Source organism: Streptomyces sp. NPDC028928 (genome assembly GCF_055564915.1).
Map to the genome: position 1 here is coordinate 38,781 of NZ_JBVHVI010000012.1, position 14,065 is coordinate 52,845.

Annotated in this window: 14 protein-coding genes; 6 read left to right on the plus strand and 8 right to left on the minus strand. The window is 72.2% G+C overall.

Going from position 1 to position 14,065, the window contains the following annotated elements; genetic code table 11:
* Positions 1 to 9 precede the first annotated feature (9 nt).
* Entirely contained in the window at positions 10 to 1,467 is a 1,458-nt protein-coding gene (locus tag ACZ4U1_RS27195) for a penicillin-binding transpeptidase domain-containing protein (RefSeq protein WP_467907035.1), read from the plus strand.
* A 5-nt stretch (positions 1,468 to 1,472) separates the two neighbouring features.
* Here the strand turns inward: ACZ4U1_RS27195 and ACZ4U1_RS27200 are convergent, their stop codons facing one another.
* Positions 1,473 to 2,312: a hypothetical protein gene (locus tag ACZ4U1_RS27200; protein ID WP_467907036.1), complete on the minus strand. Its 840-nt coding sequence runs from the start codon at positions 2,310 to 2,312 to the stop codon at positions 1,473 to 1,475.
* Between the two features lie 59 nt (positions 2,313 to 2,371).
* Positions 2,372 to 3,481: a ferritin-like domain-containing protein gene (locus tag ACZ4U1_RS27205; protein WP_467906740.1), complete on the minus strand. Its 1,110-nt coding sequence runs from the start codon at positions 3,479 to 3,481 to the stop codon at positions 2,372 to 2,374.
* A 123-nt stretch (positions 3,482 to 3,604) separates the two neighbouring features.
* Between ACZ4U1_RS27205 and ACZ4U1_RS27210 the strand changes: the two genes are divergently transcribed.
* The 4 genes from ACZ4U1_RS27210 (at position 3,605) to ACZ4U1_RS27225 (ending at position 6,669) form a co-directional block, all read left to right on the plus strand.
* Positions 3,605 to 4,543, plus strand: a complete 939-nt coding sequence (locus ACZ4U1_RS27210) for an AurF N-oxygenase family protein (protein ID WP_467906741.1) — start codon at positions 3,605 to 3,607, stop codon at positions 4,541 to 4,543.
* Between the two features lie 59 nt (positions 4,544 to 4,602).
* Positions 4,603 to 5,259 carry a TetR/AcrR family transcriptional regulator gene (locus ACZ4U1_RS27215; protein ID WP_467906743.1) on the plus strand — a complete coding sequence of 219 codons (657 nt, stop codon included), beginning with the start codon at positions 4,603 to 4,605 and terminating at the stop codon, positions 5,257 to 5,259.
* Positions 5,246 to 5,533 (plus strand): hypothetical protein, encoded by a 288-nt coding sequence (locus ACZ4U1_RS27220; RefSeq protein WP_467906744.1) that lies wholly within the window; start codon positions 5,246 to 5,248, stop codon positions 5,531 to 5,533. Before ACZ4U1_RS27215 ends, ACZ4U1_RS27220 begins: the two co-directional genes overlap by 14 nt.
* Positions 5,534 to 5,628: 95 nt before the next feature.
* Complete coding sequence (locus tag ACZ4U1_RS27225) at positions 5,629 to 6,669, plus strand: C40 family peptidase (RefSeq protein WP_467906745.1); 1,041 nt, start codon at positions 5,629 to 5,631, stop codon at positions 6,667 to 6,669.
* Between the two features lie 30 nt (positions 6,670 to 6,699).
* On the opposite strand, the gene ACZ4U1_RS27230 is transcribed toward ACZ4U1_RS27225, so the two are convergent.
* From ACZ4U1_RS27230 to ACZ4U1_RS27255, 6 genes are all read right to left on the minus strand, one after another.
* Positions 6,700 to 7,215 (minus strand): hypothetical protein, encoded by a 516-nt coding sequence (locus tag ACZ4U1_RS27230; RefSeq protein ID WP_467906747.1) that lies wholly within the window; start codon positions 7,213 to 7,215, stop codon positions 6,700 to 6,702.
* Positions 7,216 to 7,302: 87 nt separating this feature from the next.
* Positions 7,303 to 8,556, minus strand: coding sequence for a styrene monooxygenase/indole monooxygenase family protein (locus ACZ4U1_RS27235; protein ID WP_467906749.1), 1,254 nt, complete (start codon positions 8,554 to 8,556; stop codon positions 7,303 to 7,305).
* Between the two features lie 42 nt (positions 8,557 to 8,598).
* Positions 8,599 to 9,255 carry a GTP-binding protein gene (locus tag ACZ4U1_RS27240; protein WP_467906751.1) on the minus strand — a complete coding sequence of 219 codons (657 nt, stop codon included), beginning with the start codon at positions 9,253 to 9,255 and terminating at the stop codon, positions 8,599 to 8,601.
* The gene (locus ACZ4U1_RS27245; protein ID WP_467906753.1) at positions 9,236 to 9,661 is read right to left on the minus strand and encodes a DUF742 domain-containing protein; all 426 of its coding nucleotides are present in this window, start codon (positions 9,659 to 9,661) and stop codon (positions 9,236 to 9,238) included. Before ACZ4U1_RS27245 ends, ACZ4U1_RS27240 begins: the two co-directional genes overlap by 20 nt.
* On the minus strand, positions 9,658 to 10,155 hold the full coding sequence (locus tag ACZ4U1_RS27250; RefSeq protein ID WP_467906755.1) for a roadblock/LC7 domain-containing protein: 498 nt from the start codon (positions 10,153 to 10,155) through the stop codon (positions 9,658 to 9,660). The genes ACZ4U1_RS27245 and ACZ4U1_RS27250 overlap by 4 nt, the downstream gene beginning before the upstream one ends.
* Positions 10,152 to 12,881: a sensor histidine kinase gene (locus tag ACZ4U1_RS27255; RefSeq protein WP_467906757.1), complete on the minus strand. Its 2,730-nt coding sequence runs from the start codon at positions 12,879 to 12,881 to the stop codon at positions 10,152 to 10,154. The genes ACZ4U1_RS27250 and ACZ4U1_RS27255 overlap by 4 nt, the downstream gene beginning before the upstream one ends.
* Positions 12,882 to 13,266: 385 nt before the next feature.
* Here ACZ4U1_RS27255 and ACZ4U1_RS27260 point away from each other — a divergent pair, with 385 nt between their 5' ends.
* A complete protein-coding gene (locus ACZ4U1_RS27260; RefSeq protein WP_467906759.1) occupies positions 13,267 to 14,055 on the plus strand; it encodes a protein phosphatase 2C domain-containing protein in 789 nt (262 codons plus the stop codon).
* Positions 14,056 to 14,065 lie beyond the last annotated feature (10 nt).

The window sequence follows — 14,065 nt, forward strand, 5'->3', positions numbered from 1 at the left end:
GGGCGCCCGATGGCGAAGTACATCCGGCACGCCTGCGTCTTCTGCGCCCTGCTGCTGGCGGCCCTGCTGGCCAACGCCACCCGGGTGCAGGTCGTGCAGTCCCGGGAGTACGAGGCCAATCCGGCCAACCGCCGTGCCACGATCGCCCGTTACCAGCAGCCGCGCGGGAACATCCTGGTGGGCGGGGTGCCGGTCACCGGGTCGGTGGACACCGGGGAGCAGCTGCGCTACGAACGCACCTACCTGAACGGCCCGCTGTACGCGCCGGTCACCGGTTTCTCCTCGCAGACGTACGGCACCACGTTCCTGGAGCACGCCGAGGACGGGGTGCTCTCCGGCACCGATCCGATGCTCACGCCGCTGCCGCTGTGGAAGGACGTGACGCGTGCGCCGGACCGCGGCGGGGATGTCGTCACGACCCTGGACCGGCGGGCGCAGGAGGCGGCGTACCGGGGGCTCGCGGGCCGCAAGGGCGCGGTGGCCGCGGTCGAGCCGGCCACGGGCCGCGTGCTGGCGCTGGTGACCAGCCCGTCGTACGACCCCGGGGTGCTGTCCGGCAACAACGAGGCGGTGTCGGCGGCCTGGGACCGGCTGGGCCACGACCCGGAGAAGCCGATGCTGAACCGGGCGGTACGGCAGACGTATCCGCCGGGGTCGACGTTCAAGGTGGTCACCGCCGCGGCGGCGCTGGAGGCGGGCGTGGTGACCGACCTGGACGAGCGCACCGACTCCCCCGACCCCTACCGGCTGCCCGGCACCACCACCCGGCTGACCAACGAGGGCGACGGCTGCCGGGACGCCTCGGTGCGGGACGCCTTCGAGTGGTCCTGCAACACGGTCTTCGCCAAGCTGGGCGTGGACGTGGGGGTGCGGGACATGGCGACCACGGCGCAGGCGTTCGGGTTCAACGACACCGGCCTGCGGATCCCCTTCGCCGTGTCGCCGAGCACCTTCGACACCAAGGTGGACCGGGCGCAGCTGGCGCTGTCCTCGATCGGTCAGTACAACACGCGGGCCACCCCGCTGCAGATGGCGATGGTCGCGGCGGCGGTGGCGGACGGCGGCCGGCTGCGTCCGCCGTACCTGGTGGAGCGGACCACCCGGCACGGCGGCGAGACGGTCTCCGGCAGCGGGGCCCGGCCGGGGCGGCAGGTGATGCGGCCGGACACCGCGGCCCGGCTGATGGAGCTGATGGCCGGTGTGGTGCAGGAGGGCACCGGCACCAACGCGGCCATCCCGGGCGCGCTGGTCGGCGGCAAGACCGGCACCGCGCAGCACGGGGTCGGCAACTCGGGGGTGCCGTACGCCTGGTTCGTCTCCTGGGCGCAGGCGGAGGGCGCGCCGGAGCCGCAGGTGGCGGTGGCGGTGGTGGTGGAGGACGCCTCCGCGGACCGGGGCGAGATCAGCGGCGGCGGGGACGCGGCGCCGATCGCGCGGGAGGTGATGCGGGCGGTGCTGCGGCGGTGAGCCGGTCAGTCGACGGGCCGGAGCATCTCGGAGCGGATCCGGAGGGTCTTCCGGGCGGCGGCCTCCATGTCCACGTCGGCGGGGTCCTTCTGGGAGAGGCTGATCTCGCCGACCACGGCCGCCGTGTTGCCGTCGGCCCAGGCGCAGATCGGGTACGTGAGGGTCGTCCCGGCCTGCTTCTGGGTGAGCACCTCGCAGCTGACGGTGGTGTCCGCGCCGGACGGGGTGACGTCCTCGGCGGATTCCGCGACCGTCACGCCGTCGGCCTCGCCGGCGCCCTTGAGCATGTTGCGCCGGACCTCGGACTCGTTCTTGAACCGGCCGTACATGCCGGACACGATCAGCACGCCCTGGGTGTCGTCGCCGCCCGGGCTGTAGTGGCCGACGGCGGCGTGGATGTCCTTGGCGTCCCAGGCGCCGTCGGCCTCGTCCTCGATCTTCTTCCCCTCGGTGTCGGAGAGGTCCTCGGCGAGGGTGTACTTCTCGTCCAGCAGCGTGTGGGGCAGGGTCAGCTTGTTCTTCGCCGCGGGGAAACCGCTCTCGGCCACCGTGCCGATCACGAGGAGCAGCGCGATCCCGGCCGCGACGACACCGCCCACGATGCCGAGCACCAGCCCGACCCGCCGCTTCTTCGGGGGCGGGGCCATGGGCGGCACGCCCCAGCCGGGGTACGGCTGCGCTTGCGGGTAGGGCTGCTGGGGCGGGTACGGCGAGCCGTACGGCCCCGGGGCCTGCTGGCCGTACGGGGCCTGCTGGCCGTGAGGAGGCTGCTGGCCGTACGGGGACTGCTGGCCGTGAGGAGGCTGCTGGCCGTACGGGCCCGGGTTCTGCGGCGGCTGAGGCATGGACACGCCAGCACGCTACTGCACCCGGGTGACACGACCGGCACCGCACCCCGTCCCGGTCAGCCCTCCGCCGCCCCGGACTCGATCGCCGCCTCCACCTCGGCCACCCGCTCCCGCTCCTCGGCGGCGAAGCGCTCGGCGTCCAGCTGCTCGGCCAGCTCCTCGTCCTGGGCCATCAGCAGGTCCAGGTTGGAGTCACCCAGCTCGAACACGCCCATGTCGGCGTAGGCCTGCTGGAGCCGCTTGCCCCACAGGCCGATGTCCTTGACGCACGGCACGATGCGGCTGAACAGCAGCTTCCGGAAGAGCCGGAGGAACTCGGAGCGCTCGCTCAGCGCCTCCGCCTCGGCCTTCGGGATGCCGAAGTTCTCCAGCACCTCGACCCCGCGCAGCCGGTCGCGCATCAGATAGCAGCCCTCGATGACGAACTCCTCGCGTTCGCGCAGTTCGGCGTCGGTGAGCTGCCGGTAGTAGTCGCGCAGCGCCATCCGGCCGAAGGCGACGTGCCGGGCCTCGTCCTGCATGACGTAGGTCAGGATCTGCCGGGGCAGCGGCTTGTCCGTGGTGTCCCGGATCATGCCGAAGGCGGCCAGCGCCAGCCCTTCGATGAGCACCTGCATGCCGAGGTAGGGCATGTCCCAGCGGCTGTCGCGCAGGGTGTCGCCGAGCAGCGACTGGAGGTTGTCGTTGATCGGGTAGACGAGGCCTATCTTCTCGTGCAGGAACCGGCCGTAGATCTCGGCGTGCCGGGCCTCGTCCATGGTCTGGGTCGCGGAGTAGAACTTGGCGTCGAGGTCGGGCACCGACTCCACGATCCGCGCGGCGCAGATCATCGCGCCCTGCTCGCCGTGCAGGAACTGGCTGAACTGCCAGGAGGCGTAGTGCCGGCGCAGCTCGCCCTTGTCCTTCTCGGAGAGCTTGGCCCAGTACGGGGTGCCGTACAGGGACATCGCCTCCTCGGGGGTGCCGAGGGCGTCGTACGGGTCGACCTCCAGGTCCCAGTCGATCCGGGTCCGCCCGTCCCACTGCTTGTCCTTGCCCTTCTGGTACAGGGCGAGCAGGCGGTCGCGTCCGTCGTCGTACTCCCAGCTGAACCGTGCCGCGCCGGCGGCGGGCACCTCCCAGTGGGGGTCTTCGGGGTCGTTGGCGTAGAGGTCGTGCGTCGGCATACCCGGCAGGCTCACACGTAGACGCCGGGTCAACAAGTCATGCCGGAGGGATTGACGGCCTTGCTGACAAGCAGTCTCATAAGAGGCAGGACCACTACCCCCGGGTAACGAAGTGAGGGAGCCATGACGACCCTGACGGAAGCGGACGCGCTGGACGGGCTGCGCGACGCGCTCGGCCTGCTCAAGGACCGGGAACAGGTGGCCGAACGGCTGCTCGTCTCTTCCGCCAAGCACTCCTTCGACCCGGACAAGGAGCTGGACTGGGACGCGCCCTTCGAGGAGGGCAAGTGGTTCTGGCCGCCGGAGCTGGTGTCCCTCTACGACACCCCCCTGTGGAAGCGGATGAGCGAGGAACAGCGCATCCTGCTCTCCCAGCACGAGGCCGCCGCGCTGGCCTCGCTCGGCATCTGGTTCGAGCTCATCCTGATGCAGCTGCTCGTCCGGCACATCTACGACAAGGCGGCGACGAGCGCGCACGTGCGGTACGCGCTCACCGAGATCGAGGACGAGTGCCGGCACTCGAAGATGTTCGCCCGGCTGATCTCGCACGGGGGCACGCCCTGGTACCCGGTGAGCCGCGTCCACCAGAACCTGGGCCGCCTCTTCAAGACCATCTCCACGACCCCCGGCTCCTTCACCGCCACGCTGCTCGGCGAGGAGGTCCTGGACTGGATGCAGCGGCTGACGTTCCCGGACGAGCGGGTGCAGCCCCTGATCCGCGGGGTCACCCGCATCCACGTGGTCGAGGAGGCCCGGCACGTCCGGTACGCCCGCGAGGAGCTGCGCCGCCAGATGGTGACGGCCCCGAAGTGGTCCCAGGAGTTCACCCGGGTCACCTCGGGCGAGTTCGCCCGCGTCTTCTCGGTCGCCTTCGTCAACCCCGACGTCTACACCAACGTGGGCCTGGACAAGCGGGAGGCCATGGCCCAGGTGAAGGCCAGCGCCCACCGCAGGGAGGTCATGCAGACGGGCGCGAAGCGATTGACGGACTTCCTGGACGACATCGGGGTGTTGCGGGGGGTCGGGCGGCGACTGTGGAGGTCGTCGGGCCTGCTGGCATAGGTCAACGGACCCGCAGCCGCCGCCGTGGCCGCACCCCCACGGCGATTAGGCTGCTGGCCATGACCCCGTCGGCCACCCCCGCATACCGCCGCCTGAGCGTCGAGGAGCGACGAAGTCAGCTCCTCGACGCCGCGCTCTCCCTCTTCGCGCACCGCGCGCCCGAGGACGTCTCCCTCGACGACGTGGCGGAGGCGGCCGGGGTGTCCCGACCGCTGGTGTACCGGTACTTCCCCGGCGGCAAGCAGCAGCTGTACGAGGCCGCGCTGCGCTCCGCCGCCGAGGAACTGCGGCAGTGCTTCGACGAGGCCCGCGAGGGCCCCCTGCTGCCCCGTCTGTCCCGCGCCCTGGACCGCTACCTGGCCTTCGTGGACCAGCACGACACCGGCTTCAGCGCTCTGCTCCAGGGCGGCAGCGTGGTGGAGACCTCCCGCACCACGGCCATCGTGGACGGGGTGCGCCGGTCCGCCGCCGAGCACATCTACCAGCACCTCGGCATCACCGAGCCCGGCCCGCGGCTGCGCATGACCGTCCGGATGTGGATCACGGCCGTCGAGGCGGCCTCCCTGATCTGGCTGGACGAGGACAAGCAGCCCCCGGCCGCGGAGCTGCGCGACTGGCTGGTGGAGCAGTTCGTGGCCGTCCTCACTGTCACCGCGGCCCGCGATCCGCAGACCGCCGCCCTCGTCGGCGCGCTCGCCGAGGATGGCCGAGACTGACCGTGTGAAGAGTCAGGACACCCCCTTCGAGGGCGGCCCCATGGACGGGCGGGTACTGCCCGTCCTGCTCGGTCCCACCGGGCACCCCCCGAAGACGTACCGCATCCCCGTCCCGGACCCGGAGGGCGGGCCACCCACCGTGCTGGTCTACCGGCGCGTGCCCCGGGGGCACAGCAGGAGGCTCGGGCTGGTCCAGGGGTGGAAGTACGCGTACGACCCCGACGACAGGTCCGGCGGCAGGCTCAGGTGGCCCTGGTCGAGACCGAACGGGTGAAACCGCCGCGCCGCACCGCGCGGGCCTGGCCCCCACCCCGTACCGACGCGTCCGATTATCACCTTTGCGACTATCCCACCATCAGAGGTGATGACGTGTCAGGAAGCCTCCTGCGGCTGGCCTGTGCGGCCACGGTGGCGGCCCAGGCCGTTCTCGTGCCCGTACCGGCCGTGGCCGCGCCGGACCCGCAGCGGTCCGTGGCCCAGCTGCTGACGGACCTTCAGCGGCTGTACCGGCAGACCGAACAGGCCACGGAGACCTACAACGCCACGACCGAGCAGCTGGAGCGGCAGCGCGCCGAGGTGGCCCGGCTCGACGGCGAACTGTCCCGCGCCCGGCTCGCCCTGCAGGGCAGCCGGACCGACGCCGGACGCCTGGCCCGGCAGCAGTACCAGAACAGCGGCGGCCTCGGCCCGTACGTGCGGCTCCTGCTCGCACCCGACCCGCAGCACGCGCTGGACGAGGGCCACCTCATCGGCCGGCTGGCACGCGAGCGGGTCCGTACGGTGACCCGGCTGGCGACCACCGAGAAGCGCAAGGACGCGCTGGCCCGCGCGGCCCGCAAGGCCCTCGACACCCAGCTCGCCCTGGCCGGCCGGCAGAAACGGCAGCGCGACGACGTCCGGACGAGACTCGCCGACGTGGAACGCCTGCTGGCCGGCCTCACCCCGGACCAGCTCGCCGCGATCGCCCGCCTGGAACAGCAGGGGGTCACCGAGGCCCAGCGGAGGCTCACCACCGCGGGCGCCCTCCCCGCCGACCGCCCGGCCTCACCGGCGGGCGACCGCGCGGTCCACTACGCCCTGGAGCAGATCGGCAAGCCGTACGCGTGGGGGGCGAAGGGCCCCGACGCGTACGACTGCTCGGGCCTCACCTCGCAGGCCTGGGCCCACGCGGGGACCCCGATCCCGCGCACCAGCCAGGAGCAGTGGGAGCAGCTGGAGCGGGTCCCGTTGAAGCAGCTCCGGCCGGGCGACTTGGTCGTGTACTTCCCCGAGGCGACGCACGTGGCGATGTACGTGGGCGAGGGGAGGGTCGTGCAGGCACCGAGGCCGGGCGAGAAGGTCACGGTCTCCCCGATCGCCGGCTACCCGATCCTCGGCGCGGTGCGTCCCGGTCCGACAGGGCGGGGCTAGGGGGGTTCGTTCGGATCAGGTCGAAACCCCCTAGTCCGCGCAGAACTTCTTCTCCGCCGCGACTGCGCCGTCCCGGAACCCGTTCCGGAAGTTGTCGTTGACCGGGACGCGCTTGAGGTCCCGGACGTCGCAGTCGTTCTTCATGGCGGCGTAACCCGCCTTGTAGCCCGCTGCGTACTGCTCCCGGGCGTTCATGCGCGCCCCCTGCTCGGCCGTGCCGCACCTGACCTCGGGACCGCCTGCCTGCCGGGCACTGACGGTGCCGGCGGCATGGCTGATCGTCGCGGAGAACGCGCCGTCGGCACCGGTCCGCACGGTGCCCTCGGCTCCGTGGGCGGACTCGATGAACACGGCCTTGTCCGGCTCGAAGTCCTCGCCGACGACCTCCAGGTGCATCATGCCGTCGGCCCGCGAAACACCGCAGGTGGGCGACGTCGCCGCGACCGACGGGGCGGCGGACGTCACCGCGACCGCCGACGCCGGCACTGTCAACGCCGACACCGTCAGGGGCGTCAGCACCGCCAGGCGTACGCGTCGACCGTCCATGGGAACTCCTACGTGGCTCGTCCCCCTCCGGCCCCTCCCCCCAGCCTCCCTCCGCCGGTGAGAGGTGTCAAAAGGGGGACGGCCCCGTCAGGCCCCGGCCACCGACTCCAGGTAGGCGGCCGTCTTCTCGGGCTCGTAGAAGAAGTCCTCGAAGTCGGCCGGGTCGTTGAACGCGTTGGCGAATCGATCCGCCACCGGCTGGAGCTGTCCCGCCGCGCCGATGAGGTTCAGCACGTGCTCCGGCGGCGGCGCCAGCATCGCGTTCGTCCACTTGGTGACGTGCTGGACGGTGGCCCAGTACCGGTCGAACGTCTGCCGCATCCACTCCTCGTCGAACGGCTTGTCACCGTGCTCGAGGATGGACGCGAGGTACGCGGCCGCGCACTTGGACGCCGAGTTGGAGCCCTGGCCGGTGATCGGGTCGTTGGCGACGACCACGTCGGCCACGCCGAGGACCAGCCCGCCGCCGGGCAGCCGGCCGATGGGGTTGCGGACGGTCGGGGCGTACCGGCCGGCCAGCGTGCCGCCGGCGTCGGTGAGTTCGACCTTCGTCGCCCGGGCGTACTCCCAGGGCGTGAACCGCTCCATGAGTTCCAGGGTCAGGGAGAGGTGCTCCGCCGGGTCCTTGACGCCGTTGAAGACGTCCAGCGGGCCGCCGGGTATGCCCTCCCAGAACAGGATGTCGGCGCGGCCGGAGGTGGTCAGGGTCGGCATGACGAACAGCTCGCCGACGCCGGGGACCAGGTTGCAGCGGACCGCGTCGAACTCCGGGTGCTCCGGGCGCGGGCCGAGGCCGTGGACGTACGACACCGCCAGCGCCCGCTGCGGCTCGGCGTACGGGGAGCGCTCGGGGTCGCGGGCGAACATCGACACCAGCTCGCCCTTGCCGGCGGCGACCAGGACGAGGTCGTAGGTGCGGGAGAAGTAGTCCAGGTCGCCGACGGCCGCGCCGTGGATGACCAGCTGGCCGCCGCGCTGCGCGAAGGTCTCCATCCAGCCGGCCATCTTCACCCGCTGGTCGACCGACTGCGCGTACCCGTCCAGCCGGCCCACCCAGTCGATCGCCCGCTGGGTCGGGCCCGGGTCGTGCGAGCCGGGCGCGGCGACCGAGACGCCGATCCCCTCGATCTTCGGGGCCTGGGACTCCCAGAAGTTCAGCTGGAGGTCACGCTCGTGCTGCAGCGCCGTGTCGAACATGCACTGCGTGGACATGACGCGGCCGGAGCGGATCTCGTCCGCGGTCCGGTTCGACATGAGGGTGACCTCGTAGCCGTGCGACTGCAGACCGAGGGCGAGCTGGAGGCCGGACTGGCCGGCCCCGACGACGAGTATCTTCCGCATGCGGGTGGTGCCTCCTACGGGGGGCTGGGGACGGTTCGTGGACTACTCGGGGGTTTCGTCCAGCGCGTGGGCCACCAGGGCCAGGAGGGTCTCGATCACCGAGATCCGGCGCCGCGCGTCCATGATCATGACAGGTATGTGCGGAGGAATCGTGAGGGCCTCGCGCACGTCCTCCGGCTCGAACCGCTCGCTGCCGTCGAAGTGGTTGACCGCGACGACGTACGGCAGTCCGCAGCTCTCGAAGTAGTCCAGCGCCGGGAAGCAGTCCTTCAGACGGCGGGTGTCGGCCATGACGACGGCGCCGATCGCGCCGCGCACCAGGTCGTCCCACATGAACCAGAACCGCTGCTGGCCCGGCGTGCCGAACAGGTAGAGCACCAGGTCGTCGTCGAGCGTGATGCGGCCGAAGTCCATGGCCACGGTGGTGGTGAGCTTGCCCGGCGTGGCCGACAGGTCGTCGGTGCCCTCGCTGGCCTCGGTCATCAGCGCCTCGGTCTGCAGGGGCGTGATCTCCGAGACGGAGGTGACGAGGGTGGTCTTGCCGACGCCGAAGCCGCCCGCCACCACGATCTTCGTCGCGATGGGCGCGCGGGTTCGGTCCGTCTGCCAGGACTTCAGGTCCTCGTCCGGCTCGGCGAACCCGGCGACGAGGGGGGTGCCCCCGAAGGAGGCGGTGGCGTCAGAGACGGCGGAGTCCACTCAGCACCCTTTCCAGCAGAGCGCGGTCCGGGCGGCCGGTGCCGTGACCGGTTCCGGTGCCGTACACACGGATCTTTCCCTGGTCCGCGAGGTCGCTCAGGAGCACGCGGACCACGCCGAGCGGCATCTTCAGCAGCGCGGCGATCTCGGCCACCGTGCGCATACGGCGGCACAGTTCGACGATGGCCCGCATCTCCGGCATGACCCGGGCGGAGAGCGGCGCACTCGTCAGCTCTTTCCGCTCCTCCGGGGCCTCCAGCGCCGCCACGAAGGTCTCCACGAGGAGGACGTGGCCGAAGCGGGTACGGCCGCCGGTGAGCGAGTAGGGGCGGACGCGGGCGGGCTTGCGGTCGCCGCCGCGGACCGGGAGCTGCGTCTTCCCCGGTTTCTTCGAGGTGCCGGTCATCGGGTGCTCCCCGTCGACTCGGCCTCCAGGGATTTGCGGAGTTCGCTGCGGAGTTCGGGCGTCAGGACGTGGCCGGCGCGGCCGACGAAGAGCGCCATGTGGTACGCCACGACGCTCATGTCGCACTCGGCGGAGCCGTGCACGCCGAGCAGTGAGCCGTCGCTGATCGACATCACGAACAGGCTGCCCTCCTCCATCGCGACCATCGTGTGCTTGACCCCGCCGAACTCCAGCAGTTTGGCGGCGCCGACGGTGAGGCTGCCGATGCCGGAGACGATGGTGGCGAGGTCGGCGGAGGAGCCCCGGGGGCCCTTCGCGGGTCGGGCCTGGCGGGACTGCTCGGTGTGGCCCGGGTCGGACGACAGCAGGAGCAGCCCGTCGGAGGAGACCACGGCGACGGACTGGATGCCGGGTACTTCCTCGACCAGGTTGGTCAGCAGCCAGTGCAGGTTGCGGGCTTCACTGCTCAGTCCGTAGGTAGTGGGCGCGGTCAACTGCTTGCCTCCTCGGCTGTGCCCCCCGTGGTTTCTTCGGCGTGTGCGTGGCTGGTCGGCCGCTTGGTGTTGGCCGTCTGTTCGGCGATCTCCACCTCCACGTCGCGGTAGCCGGCCTCGGCGCCGCGACGGAAGCCGCCGAGCCTGCGGCGCAGGGCTTCCGCGTCGACGGAGGCGCTGCGCTGGCGGGGCGGGGTGGCAGGGGTGGTGATCTTGGGTGTGCGCTTGGGGAGGCCCTTGCTGGTGAGCCGTTCCTCCTCCGCCTCGCCCTGCGGCGCTTCGGCGGGTTCGTTCGCTTCGGCTTCGCCTTCGGCGTCCGTGCTGCCACCGGCGGCACCCGTGCGGGCTTCACCGTCGGGTGCGGGCGGCCCCTGTGGGGTGTCATCGCCGTCGGCGACCGCCGGGTGCTCCGCCGGGGACTCCGGGAGCAGCAGCTCCATCGTCGTCTCGGCGGGCTGGTCGGCCTGTTCGTGGCCGTCCTCGGTGGCCTCCCGTACGGCGTGTTCCGCCAGGGCGACCAGGGGGTCCTGGTGCTTCGTGCGGGTGGGGAGGACGTTGGAGTTGGCCTCCGCGTCGGCGCCGGGGAGGGTGAGGGTGCCCGTGGCGCCGGGGGCGGTGGTCCGGGGCGGGAGGGCCGTGGGCGGGGCCTCGGTGAGGAGGCCGGACGGGAGGACGACCACCGCCGCGATGCCGCCCTGCTTCTGCTCGCGCAGCTGGACGCGGACGCCGTGGCGGTGGGCGAGGCGCGCGACGACGTACAGGCCGAGGCCGAGGCCCTCGTCGCCCTCCTGGTCGTAGGGGGACTCGGGGTCGAAGTCGGCGAGGCGGGCGTTGAGGCGGGCGAGGCGGTCCTCCGACACGCCGATGCCCTCGTCCTGGACCGACAGCATCACCTCGCCGGACTCCAGGAGCCAGCCGGAGACCTCCACCGGCAGGTCCGGCGGGGAGAACGAGGTGGCGTTCTCCATGAGTTCGGCCAGCAGGTGGGAGAGGTCGTCGGCGGCGAAGCCGGCCACGTGGGCGTGCGGGGGCAGGGCCGCGATGCGGACGCGCTCGTACCGCTCGATCTCGCTGACCGCCGCCCGGACCACGTCGACCAGCGGCACCGGGCCGGGGTGCTGCTGGACGTGCTCGGTGCCGGCGAGGACCAGGAGGTTCTCGCTGTGCCGGCGCATGACCGTGGCGAAGTGGTCGAGCTTGAAGAGGGTGGCGAGGCGGTCCGGGTCCTGTTCGCGCTCCTCCAGGCCCTCGATGACGGCCAGCTGGCGCTCGACCAGGCCCAGGGTGCGCAGTGCCAGGTTGACGAAGGTGGAGCCGATGCTGGTGCGCAGCCGCTCCAGCTGGGCGGCGGAGTCGGAGAGTTCGGCGCGCAGCTCCTCGCGGGCGTCGGCCATCTTCTGCCGCTGGCCCACCAGGTGCTTGCGGTCGGTTTCGAGGGTGGCGACCCGCTCGTGCAGGGCCGCCGCGTGCGCGTGCAGGGCGTTGACCGAGCGGACCACCTGGGCGAACTCGTCGTTGCGGCCGGTGAAGGCGATCGGGTCCTGGGCCGTCGGGTCCTCGGCCTCGGCGAGGCGGGCCGAGCCGCGGCGCAGCACCGACAGGGGGCGGGTCAGGCTGCGGGCCATGGCGGTGGCGATGCCGACCGCGACCAGCAGCAGCGCGCCGAGGACCGCGACCCGGATCTCCAGGGCGGTGACGTCGTCGTCCCGGAGCTTTTCGAGGTCCTTGGTGCGGTGGTCGTAGAGCGCGGACTCGGCGCCGCGCATCAGGTCGACGCGGGCGGACAGGGCCGCGTCCAGCTTCTTGGTGCTGGTCGTCAGCTCGCTGTCGGCGAGGGTGGGCTGGTCGGTGAGCGTCGACAGGTACTTCTCGGCCGAGTTGACCTCGGGGCCGGTGACCGTGGAGGTGTAGGAGTCGACGGCGGCCTTGGGCGCGGTCGCGCGGAAGTCGGCGAGGGCCGCGTCGGCGCGCAGCCGGGCCTGCTGGGCGGCGACGGTGAGCGCGTCGCGCTGCTTGCGGTCCGCTGCGCTGCTGGTGGCGGAGGTGGTGGGCAGGCCGGTGGCGGGGTCGATCACCGTCTGGGTGCGGGACGGGATGTTCAGCGCGGCCAGCAGCAGGCCGCGGGCGGCGGCGGACTGCTGGACGGCGGAGTCCAGTTCGGCCAGGGCGTGGGCGCCGGAGCCGGCCCGCGGGGGCATCTGCTCGGCCAGCTGCTCGGCGAGCCGGTGCAGTGCGGTGATCGTCGCCGAGTACGCCTGGTGGGTCTGCAGGGCGGTGGTCTTGCCGGTGAGCGCGGCCCGGCGCAGCGCGTCGATGCCGTCGAGGGTGGTGCGCAGGTCCGCCGGGGTGTCGGTGTCGGCGCGCAGCTCCTCGACCTGCCGGTCCACGCGGGCGCTGCGGTCCTCCGAGGGCGCCTTGGACTTGGGCCGGCCGGCCGCGATGTACGAGGTGACCTCGTCGCGTTCGTCGGCGAGGGAGTGCGCGAGGGTGAGCGCGTCCTGGGTGCGGGCGGCGAGCGTCACCAGCTCCTGGGAGTCGCTGATGTCCCCGGAGGCGGTGAGCAGCGCGGGCGCGCCGGCTCCCGCCACGGCGGCGGCCACCACGGCGACGGCGACGATCAGCCGGGTGCGCACATGGGTGGGGCGGCCGGAGCCCACGGGGGTCTGGGGGACGGTCCCCTCGGGGGCCGTCTGCCTGCCTGTGCGCCGAGGCCGCTTCTTCTGCACCGGTGCTCGCATTCCTGAACTCGTCTACCCAGGGGCCCGGGTGGCACCCCGTCATCTCGGTGCCAAGTGGTGCGTACACCCGGTTCGTACGGTTCCCGACCCTCCCAGCGCCGGTGGGCAGTGGTCGCGCATCACCTGACCCGCCACCCGAAGGAGTGAACATCGGAGGGGAGTTGGCGGGCAAGTTCCTCTGGCGTGTGCGGCGCTGTTGAACGGTGGGCCGGTTGGACGCGCGCGGCAGGCTTTGGCAGTATTCGCCACCACGTCTTCCCGGAGTGCCCCATTCCCGCCCAAACCAGGCGCCTGACCTGCGGGGTCACAAGAATTCGCCGAGTGGTCGCCGGCCTTTGGCAGCGGGTGTGAAGGGCTCGTGCAGACTGGCCGGATGCGCACTGATCTCGTTTCGGAACCCGGCGACGCGACCCGCCCCAACGAGGACTTCGCCGGTGTCGGACTACCCGCCTCCGGACAGGGCGGTTGCGTGATCGTCCTGGACGGGGTGACGCCGCCCAGCGGTGGGACGGGCTGTCTCCATCCGGTCCCCTGGTTCACCGCGCGCCTGGGCGGGGCGCTGACCGAACTGACCGTTTCCGGCCGAGATCTGACGCTCCCGGAGATTCTCGCGCGGGCGATCCGGCGCACGGCCGACGCCCACGCGGACACCTGTGACCTTTCTCACCCACGAACCCCCCAGGCAACCGTCGTCCTGACCCGCTGGTCCGCCGCCGAGGTCGAGTACCTGGTGCTGTCCGACTCGGCGCTGCTGGTGCAGGGGGCCGACGGCGCGGTCACCCCGGTGCTGGACGACCGGCTGGCCCGACTGCCGCGCGCCGCGCTCGCCACCGACGCCCTGGTGGACGCGAACCTGCGCAACAAGGACGGCGGCTTCTTCACGGCCGCCGCCGATCCCGCCGTGGCCGCCCGGGCGGTCACCGGCGTCCTGCCCCGGCGCGAGGTCCGGGCGCTGGCCGCGCTGACGGACGGCGCGACCCGCTGGACGGAGAAGTTCCGGGAGGGCGACTGGACGGCCCTGTTCGACGTGGTGGCCAAGGACGGCGCCCGGTCGCTGGTGGAGCGGGTACGGGAGCTGGAGGCGGCGGACCGCCAGGAGCGGGCGTTCCTGGGGCGGAGCAAGACGCACGACGACGCGACGGTGGTCTTCGTGGAGCTGTGAGTGCGGCGTC

Bases quoted from the DNA above. Each gene is read 5' to 3' on its own strand.
- ACZ4U1_RS27195 (WP_467907035.1), top strand. From the start codon at position 10: ATGGCGAAGTACATCCGGCACGCCTGCGTCTTCTGCGCCCTGCTGCTG.
- ACZ4U1_RS27210 (WP_467906741.1), top strand. From the start codon at position 3,605: ATGACGACCCTGACGGAAGCGGACGCGCTGGACGGGCTGCGCGACGCG.
- ACZ4U1_RS27200 (WP_467907036.1), bottom strand. From the start codon at position 2,312: ATGCCTCAGCCGCCGCAGAACCCGGGCCCGTACGGCCAGCAGCCTCCT.
- ACZ4U1_RS27260 (WP_467906759.1), top strand. From the start codon at position 13,267: ATGCGCACTGATCTCGTTTCGGAACCCGGCGACGCGACCCGCCCCAAC.
- ACZ4U1_RS27205 (WP_467906740.1), bottom strand. From the start codon at position 3,481: ATGCCGACGCACGACCTCTACGCCAACGACCCCGAAGACCCCCACTGG.
- ACZ4U1_RS27245 (WP_467906753.1), bottom strand. From the start codon at position 9,661: ATGACCGGCACCTCGAAGAAACCGGGGAAGACGCAGCTCCCGGTCCGC.
- ACZ4U1_RS27235 (WP_467906749.1), bottom strand. From the start codon at position 8,556: ATGCGGAAGATACTCGTCGTCGGGGCCGGCCAGTCCGGCCTCCAGCTC.
- ACZ4U1_RS27230 (WP_467906747.1), bottom strand. From the start codon at position 7,215: ATGGACGGTCGACGCGTACGCCTGGCGGTGCTGACGCCCCTGACGGTG.
- ACZ4U1_RS27215 (WP_467906743.1), top strand. From the start codon at position 4,603: ATGACCCCGTCGGCCACCCCCGCATACCGCCGCCTGAGCGTCGAGGAG.
- ACZ4U1_RS27220 (WP_467906744.1), top strand. From the start codon at position 5,246: ATGGCCGAGACTGACCGTGTGAAGAGTCAGGACACCCCCTTCGAGGGC.